At 40.2% G+C, this 17,032-nt stretch carries 16 protein-coding genes and 1 pseudogene; 7 read left to right on the top strand and 10 right to left on the bottom strand.

Annotated features, from left to right (window positions below; genetic code table 11):
- The first annotated feature begins 196 nt into the window (after nucleotides 1-196).
- The 4 genes from KTR06_RS17905 (at nucleotide 197) to mobV (ending at nucleotide 4,740) form a co-directional block, all read left to right on the top strand.
- Nucleotides 197-529 carry a helix-turn-helix domain-containing protein gene (locus KTR06_RS17905; RefSeq protein WP_118687074.1) on the top strand — a complete coding sequence of 111 codons (333 nt, stop codon included), beginning with the start codon at nucleotides 197-199 and terminating at the stop codon, nucleotides 527-529.
- A complete protein-coding gene (locus tag KTR06_RS17910; RefSeq protein WP_118687073.1) occupies nucleotides 522-2,021 on the top strand; it encodes a DUF3987 domain-containing protein in 1,500 nt (499 codons plus the stop codon). The genes KTR06_RS17905 and KTR06_RS17910 overlap by 8 nt, the downstream gene beginning before the upstream one ends.
- Entirely contained in the window at nucleotides 2,014-3,042 is a 1,029-nt protein-coding gene (locus KTR06_RS17915) for a DUF6371 domain-containing protein (RefSeq protein ID WP_118687072.1), read from the top strand. Before KTR06_RS17910 ends, KTR06_RS17915 begins: the two co-directional genes overlap by 8 nt.
- 150 nt (nucleotides 3,043-3,192) lie before the next feature.
- Nucleotides 3,193-4,740, top strand: coding sequence for a MobV family relaxase (mobV, locus tag KTR06_RS17920; RefSeq protein ID WP_118687071.1), 1,548 nt, complete (start codon nucleotides 3,193-3,195; stop codon nucleotides 4,738-4,740).
- Between the two features lie 229 nt (nucleotides 4,741-4,969).
- On the opposite strand, the pseudogene KTR06_RS24785 reads toward mobV, so the two are convergent.
- Nucleotides 4,970-5,482: pseudogene (locus KTR06_RS24785) on the bottom strand (hypothetical protein); the annotation flags it as partial.
- Nucleotides 5,483-5,544: 62 nt separating this feature from the next.
- Here KTR06_RS24785 and xerA point away from each other — a divergent pair.
- Genes xerA through KTR06_RS17935 form a run of 3 tightly spaced genes read left to right on the top strand, consistent with a single transcriptional unit; the run spans nucleotide 5,545 to nucleotide 8,523 of the window.
- A complete protein-coding gene (gene xerA / locus KTR06_RS17925; RefSeq protein WP_118687070.1) occupies nucleotides 5,545-6,537 on the top strand; it encodes a site-specific tyrosine recombinase/integron integrase in 993 nt (330 codons plus the stop codon).
- Between the two features lie 25 nt (nucleotides 6,538-6,562).
- Nucleotides 6,563-7,750 (top strand): restriction endonuclease subunit S, encoded by a 1,188-nt coding sequence (locus KTR06_RS17930; RefSeq protein WP_217290655.1) that lies wholly within the window; start codon nucleotides 6,563-6,565, stop codon nucleotides 7,748-7,750.
- A 2-nt stretch (nucleotides 7,751-7,752) separates the two neighbouring features.
- Nucleotides 7,753-8,523 (top strand): DUF2971 domain-containing protein, encoded by a 771-nt coding sequence (locus tag KTR06_RS17935; RefSeq protein WP_118687069.1) that lies wholly within the window; start codon nucleotides 7,753-7,755, stop codon nucleotides 8,521-8,523.
- Here KTR06_RS17935 and KTR06_RS17940 read toward each other — a convergent pair.
- From KTR06_RS17940 to KTR06_RS17980, 9 genes are all read right to left on the bottom strand, one after another.
- A complete protein-coding gene (locus tag KTR06_RS17940) occupies nucleotides 8,503-9,072 on the bottom strand; it encodes a restriction endonuclease subunit S (protein ID WP_217290656.1) in 570 nt (189 codons plus the stop codon). The genes KTR06_RS17935 and KTR06_RS17940 overlap by 21 nt on opposite strands.
- A 9-nt stretch (nucleotides 9,073-9,081) precedes the next feature.
- Nucleotides 9,082-9,855 (bottom strand): abortive infection family protein, encoded by a 774-nt coding sequence (locus KTR06_RS17945; RefSeq protein WP_254306441.1) that lies wholly within the window; start codon nucleotides 9,853-9,855, stop codon nucleotides 9,082-9,084.
- Nucleotides 9,855-10,154, bottom strand: a complete 300-nt coding sequence (locus KTR06_RS17950) for a hypothetical protein (RefSeq protein ID WP_118687066.1) — start codon at nucleotides 10,152-10,154, stop codon at nucleotides 9,855-9,857. The genes KTR06_RS17945 and KTR06_RS17950 overlap by 1 nt, the downstream gene beginning before the upstream one ends.
- A 15-nt stretch (nucleotides 10,155-10,169) precedes the next feature.
- Nucleotides 10,170-10,532 carry a hypothetical protein gene (locus KTR06_RS17955; RefSeq protein ID WP_118687065.1) on the bottom strand — a complete coding sequence of 121 codons (363 nt, stop codon included), beginning with the start codon at nucleotides 10,530-10,532 and terminating at the stop codon, nucleotides 10,170-10,172.
- A gap of 134 nt (nucleotides 10,533-10,666) precedes the next feature.
- Complete coding sequence (locus tag KTR06_RS17960; RefSeq protein WP_118687064.1) at nucleotides 10,667-11,164, bottom strand: hypothetical protein; 498 nt, start codon at nucleotides 11,162-11,164, stop codon at nucleotides 10,667-10,669.
- A complete protein-coding gene (locus KTR06_RS17965) occupies nucleotides 11,154-11,861 on the bottom strand; it encodes a DUF3800 domain-containing protein (RefSeq protein ID WP_118687063.1) in 708 nt (235 codons plus the stop codon). Before KTR06_RS17965 ends, KTR06_RS17960 begins: the two co-directional genes overlap by 11 nt.
- Nucleotides 11,862-11,880: 19 nt before the next feature.
- Nucleotides 11,881-13,524: an N-6 DNA methylase gene (locus KTR06_RS17970; RefSeq protein WP_118687062.1), complete on the bottom strand. Its 1,644-nt coding sequence runs from the start codon at nucleotides 13,522-13,524 to the stop codon at nucleotides 11,881-11,883.
- Between the two features lie 5 nt (nucleotides 13,525-13,529).
- Entirely contained in the window at nucleotides 13,530-16,760 is a 3,231-nt protein-coding gene (locus KTR06_RS17975) for a type I restriction endonuclease subunit R (protein WP_118687061.1), read from the bottom strand.
- A gap of 1 nt (nucleotide 16,761) precedes the next feature.
- Complete coding sequence (locus KTR06_RS17980; protein ID WP_004316526.1) at nucleotides 16,762-16,965, bottom strand: helix-turn-helix domain-containing protein; 204 nt, start codon at nucleotides 16,963-16,965, stop codon at nucleotides 16,762-16,764.
- Nucleotides 16,966-17,032 lie beyond the last annotated feature (67 nt).

Below are 17,032 nucleotides of genomic sequence, written 5' to 3' on the forward strand. Positions count from 1 at the left end.
TTCCCAATTCTAATATTATCTAATACAATCCTAACTTCGGTCTAATTCATTAGCCTAATCCATCCTAACTTCCTAAGTGCTAATGACTCTCTACCTTCGCTGCCGTTATGGTCGATGTGCACAGTCGTGCCATAACATAAACCCGGCTTACAGTCCGAGTGTGCATCAGGAAGGTTAAGCCATAATACGAAAAACTATGGCTAAGAAATTAGATGGAGAGAAAAATCTATGTGAGAGGGAATTGCTTGAGAAGATTCTCGGCATAGTAGAAAAACAGTTGCAATTACCACCTCCAAGTAAGACAGGTGGGTGCTGTCTCTATGACAACAAGTCTTTGATGGAGAAATTGAACATCAAAGAAAAGTATCTGAAAAAGTTGCGAGACAACGGCTATCTCGGCTACTCGCGTGAAGGTGATAAATACTGGTACACGCAGGAAGACGTGGACCACTTTCTGCGTCGTTTCCATTATGAAGCTTTCGCTATTGGCGATGAACTTCCAAAGCAGGAAGGAGGTGGCTATGTTTGACACCATTCATTTGACCAACATGCTTCGTTCTGAAGTGGAAGGCATTCCGGAAACAGGTCTTCCGTTGGATGCCTTCCCGGACAAGATACAGGAGATTATCCTGAACCTTGCCAGATACGAAAATTTCAATGTGGAATATACTGCGTCTATTGTTCTTTCTGCTGTTGCTACTGCAATAGGCAACTCTTGTCATATCCGTATAAAGGGCGAGTGGAAAACTTGCCCATCCCTTTATATGATGTTGGTCGGTCGTCCTGGGCTTGGGAAAACCCCTCCTCTCGGTTTTATATATAAGCCTATTAATGAGTATGATGACCGGCTGCATGAGAAATATAACGAGGAATGCGACGAATATGAAAGATCCATGTCGGCAGGCAAGCACGGAAGTGACAGGGAAGAACAGTTGCTCAAGAAACCGAATTTTGTAACGACAGTCATTTATGACTCTACTCCAGAGGCGATGATGAATATTCATCAGCATAATCAACGTGGGATAACATTGGTAGTTGATGAAATTCTGGCTTTGTTCAATTCCGTCAAAAGGTACAACAGCAAGAACAACCTCATTGAAGACCTGTTGACAGCTTATAGCGGACAGCCGTTAAAGATTATCCGCAAATCAGAATCTCGTCCTGTTCTAATCAAGAATCCATGTATAAATGTCATCGGTTCAGTACAGACAAATATGCTGCAGGAAGTCTTCCGTGCAGAGTTCCTTGCCAACGGATTGCTTGACCGTTTTCTGTTTGTCTATCCCAAAAACAGGAAGATATCGGGATGGAGACGAGAAGAACGGAATACAGTCCGTCCTGACATCATGAATCAATGGAGGACAATAATCAACAGAATCTTCAGTATCCCTTGCGTTCTTGATGATAAAGGTGCAACGTTAAATCCCCGGATTCTTACAATGTCTGACGATGCGGAAGAATGTTTTTACGAGTGGTATAATGGAATTATCGATGCTGTAAATGCTATTGAGGACGATGCCGATGTTGAAAGTCGCAAGATGAAACTCAACGGGCATGTCGCGCGTCTTACCCTATTGTTTCAGGTGATGAAATGGGCTACTGATGAAGGAGATATGCAATACGTGGAGTTGGATTCTGTGAAAGCTGCAATCCGTATGATTGATTATTATGAGGAAACATACGAGAGAATTCGGGAAACCATTGTCATGAACAGTATCGGTGAAACAAAGGAAGCTTGGCTATCCTTATTGGAAGATAGGTTTACTTCCGGGGATGCTGTTATTGCTGGTAGAAAAGTTGATATGTCCAGACGTACTGTCTATTATGCGCTTGACCAATTGTGTCGGCTTCAGCACCCTGTTATAGAAAAACTTCAGCATGGAGCCTATCGCAAGCTTATGACGGAAAACACTGATGCACCTTGCACTATTGCACTTTCTTCTTGCCAAGATACCGTGCAATCTGCTCAAAGTGCAAAAGTGCATAGTGCAACCACACTAAAATCAGAGAACCATGAGTGAATACAGATTCCATTTACAGAAATATAGGTTCGGAAGCAAGACTACTTGTCCGGAGTGTGGTAAAAGCCGATGTTTTGTCAGGTATGTTGATGAACAGGGCAGCATTATCTTTCCCGGGAATGTCGGAAAGTGTGACCATGAGAACAGTTGTGGCTACCACTATACACCTAAGGAATACTTTAAGAATAACCCTGATGTGTTTGAAATGAATGAGAATGCTGGCAAGTCACTCCAATATGCCTCTTATAAGTTGATAAATAAAACTCCAGTTTGTATTGTCCCTTCGCATATTCCGTTATCTTATGTGTTAAGGAGTCTGTCGCATTATTCAATCAACCCTTTATATCAGTATTTCTGTCATGTATTTGGTGAAGATGAGACAACCAGATTGTTTGGAATGTATCGCATCGGGACGTCTTCAAAATGGGGAGGCGCGGCGGTTTTCTGGCAGACAGATATAAATGGACAGGTAAGAACCGGCAAGGTAATGTGCTATAATGCTGAGACAGGCCATCGGGTTAAAGAGCCTAAGGCTTTTGTCAGCTGGGCGCATTCCGAGTTGAAGTTGCAGGATTTTCATTTGAAGCAATGTCTGTTTGGAGAACATCTTCTGAAAAATTCATCGTCTCCGGTAATGCTGGTGGAAAGTGAAAAGACCGCTGTTGTAATGAGTCATTTTATCCCCGATTATATATGGCTGGCAACAGGTGGAAAGAACGGTTGTTTCAACAGTGAAGCTATGCAGGTTCTCAAAGGCAGGGAGGTTACTCTCATCCCTGATTTAGGAGCAACCGAACAATGGAACGCGAAGTCCGCTTTATTATCTGGCATTTGTAAAAAGGTTACTGTCTCTGACATTCTAGAACGTACAGCTACTGAAGAACAACGCAGTCAAGGGTTGGACATTGCAGATTTCTTTCTCTTTTCACCGTCCAAACGTCAAATACTTCAACTGATGATACAGCGTAACCCTGCTTTGCAGTTGCTCATTGACGGACTGGATCTGGCATTGGTGGAGTAATCCGAAGTCTTACTTCGGGAATTTATAAGAAAGTCCATAACACAATAAGGACTTTTTGCCTGACAGCAATAAAGTTCCTCCGGCATCCGGCAGAATCCGGTTCGGAGTGAGCAAGCTCAAACATAAATCATTTATAAAAAGAATACCTATATGAATACAGATATAAAACAAGCTATGCACGTCGAAGCCGGCAAATCATTCGGCACGGCAGAGGCCAATGAAAATGAAAGACGTTGGAACGATGACAAGATTGACAGAAAGAATCAGGATCCGACCAACCACTACGACAGGACCAGAATGAAATTGAATTTCGAGATCGGTCCTGACGGAAAGATACATCCGTTGGGTTATCAGGAGAAATCGCTTGAAGTCCGTCTGCAAGAACGGCTGGACGAATTGGGTTGGAAGCCGTTCAAGGCGGACAGCAAAATCCAACCGAACTGTTGCGCTAAGTTTGTCTTCGGAGGAAACCATGACCGGACGCTTGAAATGGCTTTCGGGAATCAGTCCGTCAATCTGGAGAAAGGTGCGGACAACAGCCACCTGCACCGTTGCGAGGAAATCGAGAATTGGGCGAAGGATGTCTATGACTGGTGCTCCAACAGATACGGACAGAAAAACATTGTCGGTTTTCAGGTGCATATTGACGAGAGCAGTCCGCATATTCACGCTCTGATTGTTCCGGTCGGTATCCGCCCAAAAAGCGGACGGGAGAGTGTGATGTGGTCGGCAAAGTTCGGGAAAGACCGCTATGAATATGGCCGGATATTGAAAGAGATGCACACTTCCCTATATGACGAGGTTGGCAGCAAATACGGTCTTGAACGTGGGGACAGTATTGACGGGCGTAATGTACAGCATCTGAACAAACGCGACTATATCCGCAAGCTGACCAAGGAGGCGAAACAGGCGGAGAAAGCCGTCAAGGGACTTCAATCCATGATGCGGAATCTGGAATCAAGAATTTTCAGTTATAGGCTGCAACTTGAAGAGGCGGACAAGGAACTGGCTTCAGGTAAGATTACGCTCGACAGGTATGAAGCGCAGAAAGCGGATATACAGGAGCTCATTGCAGAGTATCAGACCAAACTTGAAGACAAGACCGACAAACTCCACGTAAAGGAGCAGGAACTGGAACGGCTGACCGCAGATGCGACAAAAGCCCGTTCGGTTGTCCAGCCGTTTCGTAACCACAAGGTTGATTTCACGCCACCACAGATTACCGAGAAAGTACCTTTGTTCGGTAGCGATAAATGGGTTGAGCGTCAGAACCAGTATATAGCTAAACAGTTTACTGATATTGTCCGCAAAATAGAATCCCTGTACAGAAATGATGCGGCACGGCAGGTTGAAGCAGCACAGCGTAATGTACTGGCAGATTATGGGGAGCTTTATCAGCTGAGACGGGATAACAAATCCCTTTCTGACACAAACGAAAGTTTGGAATCTGAATTGAATATGCTGTTTGATCAGTTGGCTATACCATCGGTTCGCAATCTGATTTTTGCCGTCGCCGATGCACTCATCGGTGGCCAGCCTGTATCAATTTCTTCCTGTAGTGGAGGCTCGACCTCTGATCTTCCTTGGGATGGCCGAAGACCTGATGAGGAGGAAGAGGCGTATCGGAGAAGGTGTTTGATGTTTGCGATAGGAGCGGTAAAGAAGCTGAATGAGAAGAAAAGTTATAGGAGAAGGTGATTCTGCATTTGTATATTATCACTAATCTCCAATATTTCAATAAAGAGTTGGGATAGTTGCGAATTATTGCGACTATCCCAATTTCACTTATACATTTCGCTAAATCAGAATTTACCGACACTTGATCGTTCATCAGAAGTGGTAAAAGTTCGTTGCGCTGCTTAATCAACTCTTCACATTCTACTTTTATTTGCTTCATTTTGTAAAATATCGGAGCTATAGTTTTATCGAATCTTTTGAGTAAATCTTTATTGGGCTTTATCATTGTTAAGTTATAAAGAGTTGAAGCTGTCATGCTTGGCACACCTGTTCCAGAATCCCATCTTGTAAAATCAATGTCTTTGATGGCAAAGAAAATATATTTAGCACAATGCGGAATTTTCATTTCAGAATAAAACATTGTATCAACAGTCCAAAAGGCTTCATCAATATACATGATGTTGTTTAATGTCCCCTTTCTTGGCATTAAAACCGACTCTCCTCTATATAAGCTTTCTTTTACTCTACGCATTTCTCCACCACTACCATAAACAGGATATAAACCTTCTGCTAAATGCTTGTGGTCACGTCCATTTTTGATAGTTAGGAAATACTCTAATGTACAATTATCCCATCCTTCGGGAATTTCTCGCTTCAACTTCTCATTCCAAACCATCTTGCCTCCACTAGATTTATACGGTTTCCCCTCCTCATTCGGGAAGTCAAATTGCACAAACCAATAATCGTAAAGTTGCTTTGCCATCGCCTCTAAATTCTGATTTAGCAGCCTCTTATATTATATATAAGGACAAAAATATCAGAATTATGAAAGAGAACATCATTCAGGCGATAGTTGCGGAAATGCAGCGTGACTTGGATTGCCGACAAATGGCACGACTTAAAGCCGTGCTTGCATCAGAACTGCATAATGTAGAAATCATAGAAAAAAGCGATTGCGCCACACAGCAAACGCAAGAGAATGAGCATCTTCTTAGCTCCTTTATATCAGCCAAAAAGATAGAGGGATGTTCAGACAAAACTCTGGCTTACTACCGCAATACCATTGAGCGGTTATTGGTTACGCTCTCTTTGGCTATTTGCCACATCAGTACAACAGACATTCGCTCCTATCTATCCGATTATCAAGAAGAACATCAATCAAGCAAAGTAACCATTGACAATATGAGGCGCATCTTCTCCAGCTTCTTTGCATGGTTGGAAGATGAAGACTATATCGCAAAAAGCCCTGTTAGACGAATCCATAAGGTAAAGACTGATTCTCTGGTAAAGGAGGTACTCTCGGACGAGCAATTAGAGCAGCTTCGTGACTGTTGTACGAACAAAAGAGACCTTGCCATTATAGATATTCTGGCATCTACAGGCATTCGTGTGGGTGAGTTGGTCAAACTGAATCGTGAGGATATAGATTTCCATGAGCGTCAATGTGTGGTATTCGGAAAAGGCAACAAGGAGCGTGTAGTTTACTTCAACGCCCGTACAAAACTACATTTGCAACAATACCTTAATGAGCGAACAGACAACAATCCAGCTTTATTTGTTTCCCTCAATTCGCCACATTCACGACTGACTATCAGCGGCGTGGAAGTCAGAATCAGAAAATTAGGTCAATCCCTTTCTATGCCAAAAGTTCATCCTCACAAGTTTCGGCGAACCCTTGCTACAATGGCCATTGACAAAGGTATGCCCATCGAACAGGTTCAACGTCTGCTTGGCCATGTACGCATTGACACCACACTGCATTATGCCATTGTGAATCAAAACAATGTAAAGTTGGCTCATAAGAAGTATTTGGGATAACTGAATCACAAAAATCTGCCTAAAAATGCGTAACTTTGCCCCTCAAATGGAAAAGGATATGCAATCTTACAGGCTTTCAGATTTAGTAAAAATAAAAAATGGCAAAGGCCACAAGATGCTTTCAAACGGGAAATACCCTGTTCTTGGAAGTGGGGGCATTATGCGCTATGTTGACAAATTTCTTTACGATAAGCCAAGTGTCTTGTTACCTCGTAAGGGAACATTGGATAATATCCAATATTGCGATGTGCCATTTTGGACTGTAGATACACTATATTACACTGAAGTGAATACAAACTTAGCAAATCCGTATTATTTGTATCGATATTTGTCTCTATTGGATTTGAGCAATTTAGATTCGGGAACCGGAGTTCCGAGTATGACATTTGACAACTATTACGGACTAAAAATTTTCTTGCCAAATATTGAAAAACAAACAAAAATTGCCCAAATTCTTCAAACACTTGACAAGAAAATCATTATCAATCGTCAGATAAATCAGAATTTAGAGGCGATGGCAAAACAACTCTATGACTATTGGTTCGTGCAGTTTGATTTCCCGAATGAGGAGGGGAAGCCGTATAAGTCAAGCGGTGGAGAAATGGTTTGGAATGATAAGCTGAAACGCAACATTCCTGTTGGCTGGCATTGTGGGAACCTCTCTGAAATTGCTGTTTTTACAAATGGGTTGGCTTGTCAGAAATTCAGACCAAAGGCTGATGAAGTGCCATTGCCTGTTATCAAGATACGAGAAATGCACGATGGTATTTCTATTGACACTGAAGAGGTAACGTCAAATATACCAGAATCAGTAAAGGTATATAATGGTGATGTGCTATTTTCATGGTCGGCATCACTGGAAGTTATGCTCTGGGCTTATGGGCTTGGAGGACTTAATCAGCATATCTTTAAGGTTACATCTGCAAATGATTTCCCGAAGTCATTCTACTATTTTCAACTTTTGGATTATGTCGATGTATTCAAGAAAATGGCAGAAGCAAGGAAAACAACGATGGGACATATTACGCAAGACCATTTACAACAAAGCACAATCGCCATACCTGATAATAAAGATATTGCGGATAAATTTGAGAAACTTATATCACCAATCTTTAAGCAGGTAGTGAAGTTGCAAGAGGAAATCTCAAATCTTATCAAGCAGCGTGACGAACTTTTACCACTTTTAATGAATGGACAAATAACAATAGAATAAAAATGTCTCGCATACTCTACAAATATTTAGATATAGTTGGCGCAAAGTGCATGATTGGAAATCAAGACCTTCAATTCACTAATGCGTCTCAACTGAATGACCCTTTCGATTGTCATCCAAAATTAATTGACTACTCAAATGTGCCGGACACTGAACTTCAAGGATGGATACCAAAGGATTGGTGGATAGAGAAAGAAGAAAATGACGCCCTCAATTTGCGCAATGATACATGGTTATGCAGCTTGTCGAAAGTTAATAATTCATTACTAATGTGGAGTCATTATTGTTATAACCATAAAGGTATTTGTATAGGACTTGACATAGACAAAGTGATGGAATCTGTTCCGCCAATGTTTGGTACAATATATCTTGAACCGCTTGTTCTTGATGTTCAATATCAGGATATAATAGAGCGTCCTAACGCGTATCATACCACAAAAGATTTATTCAGTTATCAATGGCGGACAAAAGCAAAGGAATGGGAATATGAGCAGGAGGTTAGATTAGTCATACCAAAACCAAGTCCAATATATGCAGCATTTACTCCTCAACAAGCAAAGCTGACAAAGGAAATATGGGATTGGCGTGAGATACGCCACTATATACCACTGAAAGGCGAATGCTTTGAGTCTATCTATTTTGGTGTCAATATAGAACAAACAGAGAAAGAAAAAATAATCCAATATGTTCGCAAGGAACTAAATCCGCAAATTAGGTTGTACCAAATGGAAGTAAATGAAAATGCTTTTAGATTACGACCTGTAATTATATGAACGGTCAGGTATCGGTAAATTCTGATTTATCTGACGATTAAGGACAATCTTCTTATCATAATTCTCCCAGATATCTGCAACAGATTTCTGCAAATCAAAACTCGGAAAATTGAAAGATAATGATGAGATATCAGCTGGATTGATAGAAGGATATGCAGAAACAGCTGTATCTGCAATATTTCCGATATATTCTGTTATGGTTGATTGTGTTAATAATAAATACAGATATCTAGGATCTATAATTTGTTTGTATTGCTCTTTAAGATCTATGGTAACAAAACCTGTTGATACAATAAAATTAGTTTGTGGATTATTTAATATACCATAATGCTTTAATCGGGGACGAACGGTTGAGTATATAATTGTATTGTTTTTCACTCTACGCTGAGCACGGCTTGGAGCATCTTCTATGTTGATAATAATAGTATCAGATATTACATTTTCTGTAATACTACTAGTATCTAGGTAAATTATTTCTTGTAATGAGTCAGATTTACTGATTGCTTTTACGTTAAAGTCTGCTATTTCTCCTAATTTATATTTCTTCATATTTCGTTCTTAAAAAGGTAAATCATCTACATCTATGGTCGGTTGAATAATCGGTGGATACTTTTTCTTGTAAAAGTTAAGTAAAAATAGACCGACGGTAGATACAGCATTAACTACGAGGTAAGCATATAATGGTTCTGAAATAAGATAATTAGTATCCATCTTGCCATGAAAGATAGTTTTTCCACTTCTTAAATCCTCGATAGCTTTGCAAGCACCAACTAAAGACGTAGAGATTGTTTTAATTTCATCTGGCATTCCTACTTCTGTAGTTAATTTAAACGCCTTAGTAATACTCTTAATCAAACTGTAAAGCGTGTTCTTTTCATCCCACACAACATTAATTCTATCATCTTTGAGAATTTCTTTTATAATGCTTTCTAATGCAGAATTCGCTAATCCAATAGCTAAGCTTGGATCTTCTTCTACATTTTTGAAGGCTTTTTCAAAGGTTTGACTAGCCGTTTCGTAACTAGATTTTAGCTCATTTTTGAAAACAGGAATACATGGAATGTAGTCTGGTGTTTCTACTCCCAAATCTATTGCTATTTTCAGAAGAGTTTCACCATCAATATTATGGAGCGTTTTCTTTACATCAAGTTTCTTTCTCTCTTCATCTTTATAGTAGAAATAGAAGTTCTCGTTATCTCCATAACAATCGTACACGATATGCCATTTTTCTAGATAATTGGTCACATCGTCATACCCTTTGTATAATTCAAATAAACGGTCATTGATATTTTGAACTATACTCATTAAATAACGTGGCGAGATATCATTCATTATAGCAACCTATTTGGGCTCTTTAGAAAAGTTTTCATTTGTTCCTCGCATAATTTGAGTATCAATTCTCTTCTACTCTTTTCAGAATCCTTCTGCTCTTTGCTAGCATATGGCATACTTTCAATTTCTCTTTTTTGTTTTGCAATAGCAAACTCAATTCCCTCATGCAATGATTTCTCGGAAATCTTTTGACAGCCACCTAATAGTTGGTCAATCATAAATGCAGATAGCTTTATTCCTCCATCAGTATTCTTGGCTATCTCTAGCATGTGCTCATTTAATTTATCGTAATCTATCATACCTTCTTGTCTTTACTATTCTTCATATAGTTTTTTATCCTCCTCTAACAAGTATTCGTATTTTGTACCCTTTAGGCTCTCCCTGTCATACTCTTTACGGTACTCCATGATATAGAAAGCAATAGTTTCCGGATATGTATAAAAATATGCACGACATACTTTCTTGAAAAGTAGAAGCATACGTTCATTTTCTACGAAGTCAAACATCCAAGTAAGCAAGTGATCCACCTCGTCCTTTGTTGCTTTTCTACTGCATATATCATCAACTAACGGAGTGTATTCAATCACAGCCCGGTCTTGAAGGTCTGATAAAGCCTTTGCCATTTCTATAATTCTTTCCTGAAAATTATCCTCTGTCTGCTTATCTATATTGGTCATTTTGCACGTTTTTTGAAACAATTTAGCCATAAAATCGTTAAAAGTGCGGGAAAATCTTGGAAATGCATATAAAAAGCATTATCTTTGCACCATCTCAGCAACCATGTGTTGAAGGAGAAACGGGGGCGATATTTTTATCGCTCCTTGCTTTTTATATACATTTCATATTCTCTCAACAATTTTTCCTTTCGAGATTTATAAGTTACCAAGTAGGCAGTCCAAGGCAAAATATAGTCTTTTGCTTTTCGTAATACTACTAAGTAGCCCTCATCTTCGTGAAAGATGAGAACATTTGTTTTGTTGCCGCGAGTATTCTCCCACACCTTCAAATAAGGGTGTTCAGATTGGTTTATCATTGGAGCGGGCCATTTGATTCTCTCCATACGTCTCAAATCGGGTTCTCTAGTCGCTTCATCTTCACCCTCTGAAGTCATATGCCAAAAAGTAGCCTCTTTATCTTGCGACAATGGATATTTCTTCAATCCCAATCTAATTCCTCTAAACACAGGACGTTTGGCGATAAAGTCCTGCTTGAAGCACTCATATACGGCTTCAAGATATTTATGAAAGTCTCCACCGAACTCACTCAATTCGATAAGGTCAGGCAGATAAAAATATTCATTATTTCCCATATCCACTTTTCCAAACAAATATGTTAAATTTATTCTCACGATAGAGGGTGCTGGCCATCAAATTATAGCCACTTCTTGATTTAATTCGATCAATCAATTTTAGCTTTGCTTCACTGGAGTTTTTCCCTCTATGAATATATGATAAAGCTCCTATTAGCAAATCAGCCAATGCAACTAATTCTACTTCTTCTGACCTTACCTGCTGTACTTTTTTTATTAGGTTGCGGTCAAAATCATAATGATTGTTACATAAAACTTCATGAAGTTTTTCTACCTTACGCTGTCCTCGTGTATCTTTTATATCTATATATATGTTATATTCACAATCTGGCTCAAAAAGTGTTTTGAGCATATTGAAATACATCTTGTAGTAAAAGTCATCGTGTGTTTGATTGAACAATTCGTGTTTTAAATTCTGCTTATCAGGGATAACCAACACGCGGAAATGAAGGTCGCTATTATCAAAGAAATAATTGATAATATCCATATAGAAATCTAATTGTCCCGGTGATACCTTATTCCATTTTATTTCGAAGTTCTTACTTAGACCATGCTCCTCTTTTATTTCACGTATGCGATGGAAAATCTCGTCTTTTTTATTTTGAGGGCACCACACACCACCAATTGTCATTGCACTTTCGTTATCGTGCTCCAAATGACAACTTTCATCACAATATATATTATATAACTGTCCCATATTATGCGATTTATATATTTTAGTTGTTAAACTTCAGACTATTCAGTTGTTTCATTATCTCAGTCTCCAGACGATGACTTTCTTCAAATTGTTGAGTTAAAGTCTGTTTGTAGTCATTCATTCGCTGGTTAAACTCCTCTTCTGTAATATCCACATAGTCAATCTTAATATCAAAGTATTGACCAGCAGAAAGAGAATATCCCTTTTCCTTAATTTCATCGTAGGTTACAGCGACAGAGAAATCATCAACAGCCTCTTTGTTCAAGAATGTCGTAACAATACGTTCTATCTCGTCATCGTTTAGACGTACTTTCTTAAGTCCGTTGGCATCTTTGTACTCCTCTCCTAATTTGCTTGCGTCAATCAGGATAACCTTATCCGAAGATGCCGATTTATCAAAGAAAAGAACACTTACATTGGTACCTGTATTGGCAAACACGTTGCTTGGCATAGAAACACAGCCAAATACCACTTTGTCATCTACAATTTTATGAAGAATTTTGTTCTCAATGCCACTTTTGGCTGTAATAAAACCAGTAGGGATAACAATCGCACCTTTACCTGTCTTTTTCAGCGAATTGATAACGTGCTGTATGAAACAGGTGTATATTGCCATTGATTCTTTTTTTTTGGCAGGCACATTGGGGACTCCTGCCCAAAAACGGGCTGGCATGGCAGCAATCTTCTCTCTGGTATCTGAAAAGTCCATCTTGAAAGGCGGATTGCTCACCACAAAATCAAACTGGCGCAACTGTTGTCCGTCATCGCTCTTGTGATAAGGGCTTACAAGCGTATCTCCTTGAATGGCATTGTCAAGCGAAGATACAAGTCCGTTGAGCAATAGGTTCAATTTCAGCATTTTGTTGCTTCGCTGGGATATATCTTGCGAGAAAATGGTACAACGGTCTTCACCTATTTGATGACTGAGTGCCATAAGCAATGTACCTGTTCCTGCCGATGGGTCGTAACACTCCATGCTATGCAGGTCGGCATTATCACCCACCAACAGACGAGCCATAATCGTGGCAATGGCGTGGGGGGTATAGTATTCCGCATATTTACCGCCGCCGGCTGTATTATAGTCTTTTATCAGATATTCAAAGATACTGGAGAAAAAGTCGTAATTCTGTGCAAACGCTTCTTCAAAAGAGAAATTCACGAGCTTATCCACCAAAGCACGGGCAAATGGCGCACGTTGTGCCGAATCGGTCACAAACGGTGTCAATGCCTCGAACAATGGAATCTTCGTGTTGGCAGTGGTCTGCGTGGAGAATATATCTGCATTCAGCTCCGCTATATCTGTCATTGTAGAATCGAAAATGGTGTCAAAATCACCTTTTCCCTGCTGGTTCCAAAGATTGGCAATCAAATGATACGGTTCGAGCATCGGGACATCGGGCGAAATGGCACTCTGAATAAGCATACGCTCATCGGCAGAAAGATTTTCGTATGCCGTTTCCCATTTTACGTTTCCTGTCAGTTGCTTGGCAATCTCGCTTTTCGCATTTTTCAGTTCATAACCGAATTTGTCATTCAGGAATTTATAGAGAAACACCTGAGTGATAATCTTATATTCGTTACCATCGTTTCCCATACCGTATGATTGGCAGGTGGCTTTAAGCCCGTCGATGAGTCTTAATGTTTTTTCTTTAATATCTGACATAATCTTTATGCAATGCCATAAGTGGCGTTATATTGGTTGATATATTGTTGTGAAATGCGTGTTTGGATGAACTTGTAATCGTCCATTTCCGGCTTGATTTGCGGAAAATGAAACAGACATCCATTAATGAGAGCCATCACCGTGCGCCCGAAATAAGCATCCTTTTTCAGAATGTCGTTACGATCATACACTTTGGCATCAACATCTTCTTTTATAATATTGAGGATGGCTGCAATCTCTTCGTCAAAAAAAGAGAACATAGGTTTCTGTCCTTGATCTTCCCTTTGCTTGTTCACTTCACGTATGCGCTTGTGTACACGGGCAAATTTTTCATCGCCCTTGTACTTTTTCAACAAGACATTGTTGCGCTTTTGTAGGTCTTGCAAACGACCGATGATTTCATCCAAAGCCTGTGTTTCCTCGTTGAACTTAGCTATCGTGTCAATCACAAAACCGTGTTCCTTGAAGCGTTCCATAAAGGCTTCACGCAACGAAATGAACTCCGGGTCGTCTTGGTCGAAGTTTTGGGTAAACGAAGAAATGGTACGCTGCCATTTTTCTTTCAATTCCACACCACCGGATATAAGGCGCATTTCCTCTTGTCCTATTTTGGAGAAAGTGAACTCTATATCCATCATTGCCTCATTAATTAGGGTTTTCGTTTCCTCGTTTGTATTGAAAGCCTCTTTCTGATTGATGATACTTATCCGTCTTTGCACCTCAGAGAGCAGTTGTGGCAACTTGGTGATTTCGAGTTTGGCAAATTGCTCTTTCATTTCGTCATCCCCGAATGTACGCACGATATTCGCCATGTTTTTGGCTGACTCCAATGCCTGTTTGAGGTCGAGCAATACAGCCTTATCCTCTTCGGTGGAGATTTCAGAAGAAAACTCTTCCGCATTGTCGTATGTGTAATTGAAGAGCGTTTGCCGAACTTTCTTCATCTGATTCAATATCTCTTCCTTGTCCTCAATAACTTGGGTAAAGGTGTCGGTAGCAGCGGATTCGCCAGTCTCGTCCACATCATTAAAGCGGTTCAGCTCTTGCAAATATGCTTCGTTGGTTTCCTTGAAGTTGCGCTTGATGTCGGCAAAGTCAATAACAAAACCGTAACGCATACCCGGATAAGGACGGTTTACACGTGTTATGGCTTGAAGCAGATTGTGGTCTTTCAGTTTGCGCCCGAAATACAGGCGTTTCAAGCGTGGCGCATCAAAACCAGTCAAAAGCATATTAAAGACAATGAGAATATCCACTGTCATATTTTTCTTGAAGTCTTTGACTATCTGCTTACGAGTTTCTTTGTCATCCGTATCGTGAAGAATGATTCCGGCTTTCAGCGGTCTGTATTTTGATTTGTAATCCACTTCCGGTTCACCCACTACATACGAACCATCGGAAAGTTTTATCTTGATGGGCTTCGGCTGATACTTCTGCCATTCTTCTTGGAATACATCATAAAGCCGCCTTGCCTGTTCGCTGGTTTCACAAATGACCATACCGCCTAAAGTATCATCTCCTTGTATCTTGCGAAACTCTTTTAAGTCTGTCATAATGTAACGGGCTAACTCGCTTACATAACTTGGATGCTCTATGATTTCCGACTTACGAATGTCTTTCTTTTGTACAAGGGTTTCCAGTTTGTCGTACACATCAGACAAACGCTCTTTGTAGGAAGTTTCTATATCCTCACGTATGATTTTCAGCGTGTAGCCATCGGCAATAGATTTATCGTAGTAATAGGTGTGCAGATAGTTACCAAACACCTTGCAACTGGCGCGTTCCTCCTTTAACAGCGGTGTACCCGTAAGTGCGATTTTAACAGCATCGGTATCGGCATCAAAGAGGTTGGCAAGAAAGCAGCCACCGGGCTTATATCCACGGTGCGCCTCGTCAAGAATGAAAATGCGTTGAAGATTGGTTGCATAATCACTGATGCGTACTTTTTCCTTATCCTCTGCAAAGCGTTGTATGTTTACAACCGTGATTTCAGCTTGTCCGCTTACACCTTGTTGCGCTTGATTACTGCGGAACTGCTCCATAAGTTCGGCTCTTGTATTGGCGGTAGATACTACCAACCCACGAGCTTCAAACTCTTGTGTGGCTTGTTCCAAAAGGTCAAGGCGGTCTACTATAAAATAGAATTTGGCAACCTTATTTTGTTTGGAATAGAAATCGTTAAGAATATAAGTCAGATAGTATGACAAGGCGGTTTTACCACTACCTTGCGTATGCCAGACTACGCCAGATTTCACCCCCTCTGCCAGTTTTTGGCGAATAGCTAACGATGCAAACAATTGTTGGTAACGCATGATATGCTTTTGGTCGGTAGATTCTATCTTTCCATCCACCTCACGCTCCATACGGACATAGGCAATACCATATCTAATGATATACAACAACCGTTCAGGCGAACACATGGATGTTAGGATTCTGTTTGTAGGGGTGTTGAAACCAAGATTTGTCTGGTACTCAGGGCTTGTATGAATGACTTGGCAATTGTAATCAGACAATATCTGTTTTTCCACCATCTTGTCAATCTCCTTATACGGATAGTCACGATGGAACGGTGCGATTTTCAGACCGCTTAAATTTTCTTCACGGAAGCAATTGAATGGTGCGTATGAACGTGCTCCAGTACAATAGAAAGCCCCTTGTATGGGTACGATACCGCCCAACGCATCATATTCCATATTATTGCTGAATATCATCAACTGCGTAATGTTGATGAAACGGCGGAATTTTTTATTGGGAAAACGTTCTTTGTTCATTCGTGCGCTCTCGGCCAACATACCACCATGATTGTTGGGCTTCTTCACTTCTACAAAACAAAGTGGCAACCCGTTTACGAACAAAGTAAGGTCAGGACGAAATTCGTCCTGTCCGTTCTTACAGGTAAATTCGGCTGTGAAATGGAACGTATTATTCCCAATGTTATCAAAGTCTATCAGCTTTACATGCGAAACAGCTTTGAGACGGTTGTAAAATCCTCGACCGAGGTCATCATCGTTCAGTTCCTTACGAATATCTTTCAAAACTTGAAGAAACTCTCCCTCATGTCCGGGATTCAGATTCTTAAACTGCCGTTCAAATACCTGCAAAAGAATATTCGTGTCACCGTCATAGACCGTGCCATTCTTATCTTCACTCAACTTGCCGAAGTAAGTATATCCTATTCGGGTGAGATGAACCATTGCAGGCATCTGCACCCGTGTGGCTTCTGAAAACTGCTTCATGTCACCTATCCTTTTTGTCGGTTATCAAATCCTTCAAATCGACCTGCAATATCTCTGCTATCTGTTGCAAGGTTTCTAAATTTGGTTGAATCCTATTACAGGCATAGGCATTTACCATACTGAAACTCTTGTCGAGTTTCTTAGCCAACCATGTCTGAGAGATACCTTTTTCAGATAATACAGCCTTTATTCTATTCAATTTCATTCTTTGATGCGATTTTATAGTGCAAATATAGCGAATTATATTCGATAAATCGATTTGTTTTGCGTAC

Origin of the sequence: Bacteroides sp. MSK.20.12, from assembly GCF_019052435.1 — a bacterium.
Classification (GTDB): Bacteria; Bacteroidota; Bacteroidia; order Bacteroidales; family Bacteroidaceae; genus Bacteroides; species Bacteroides xylanisolvens.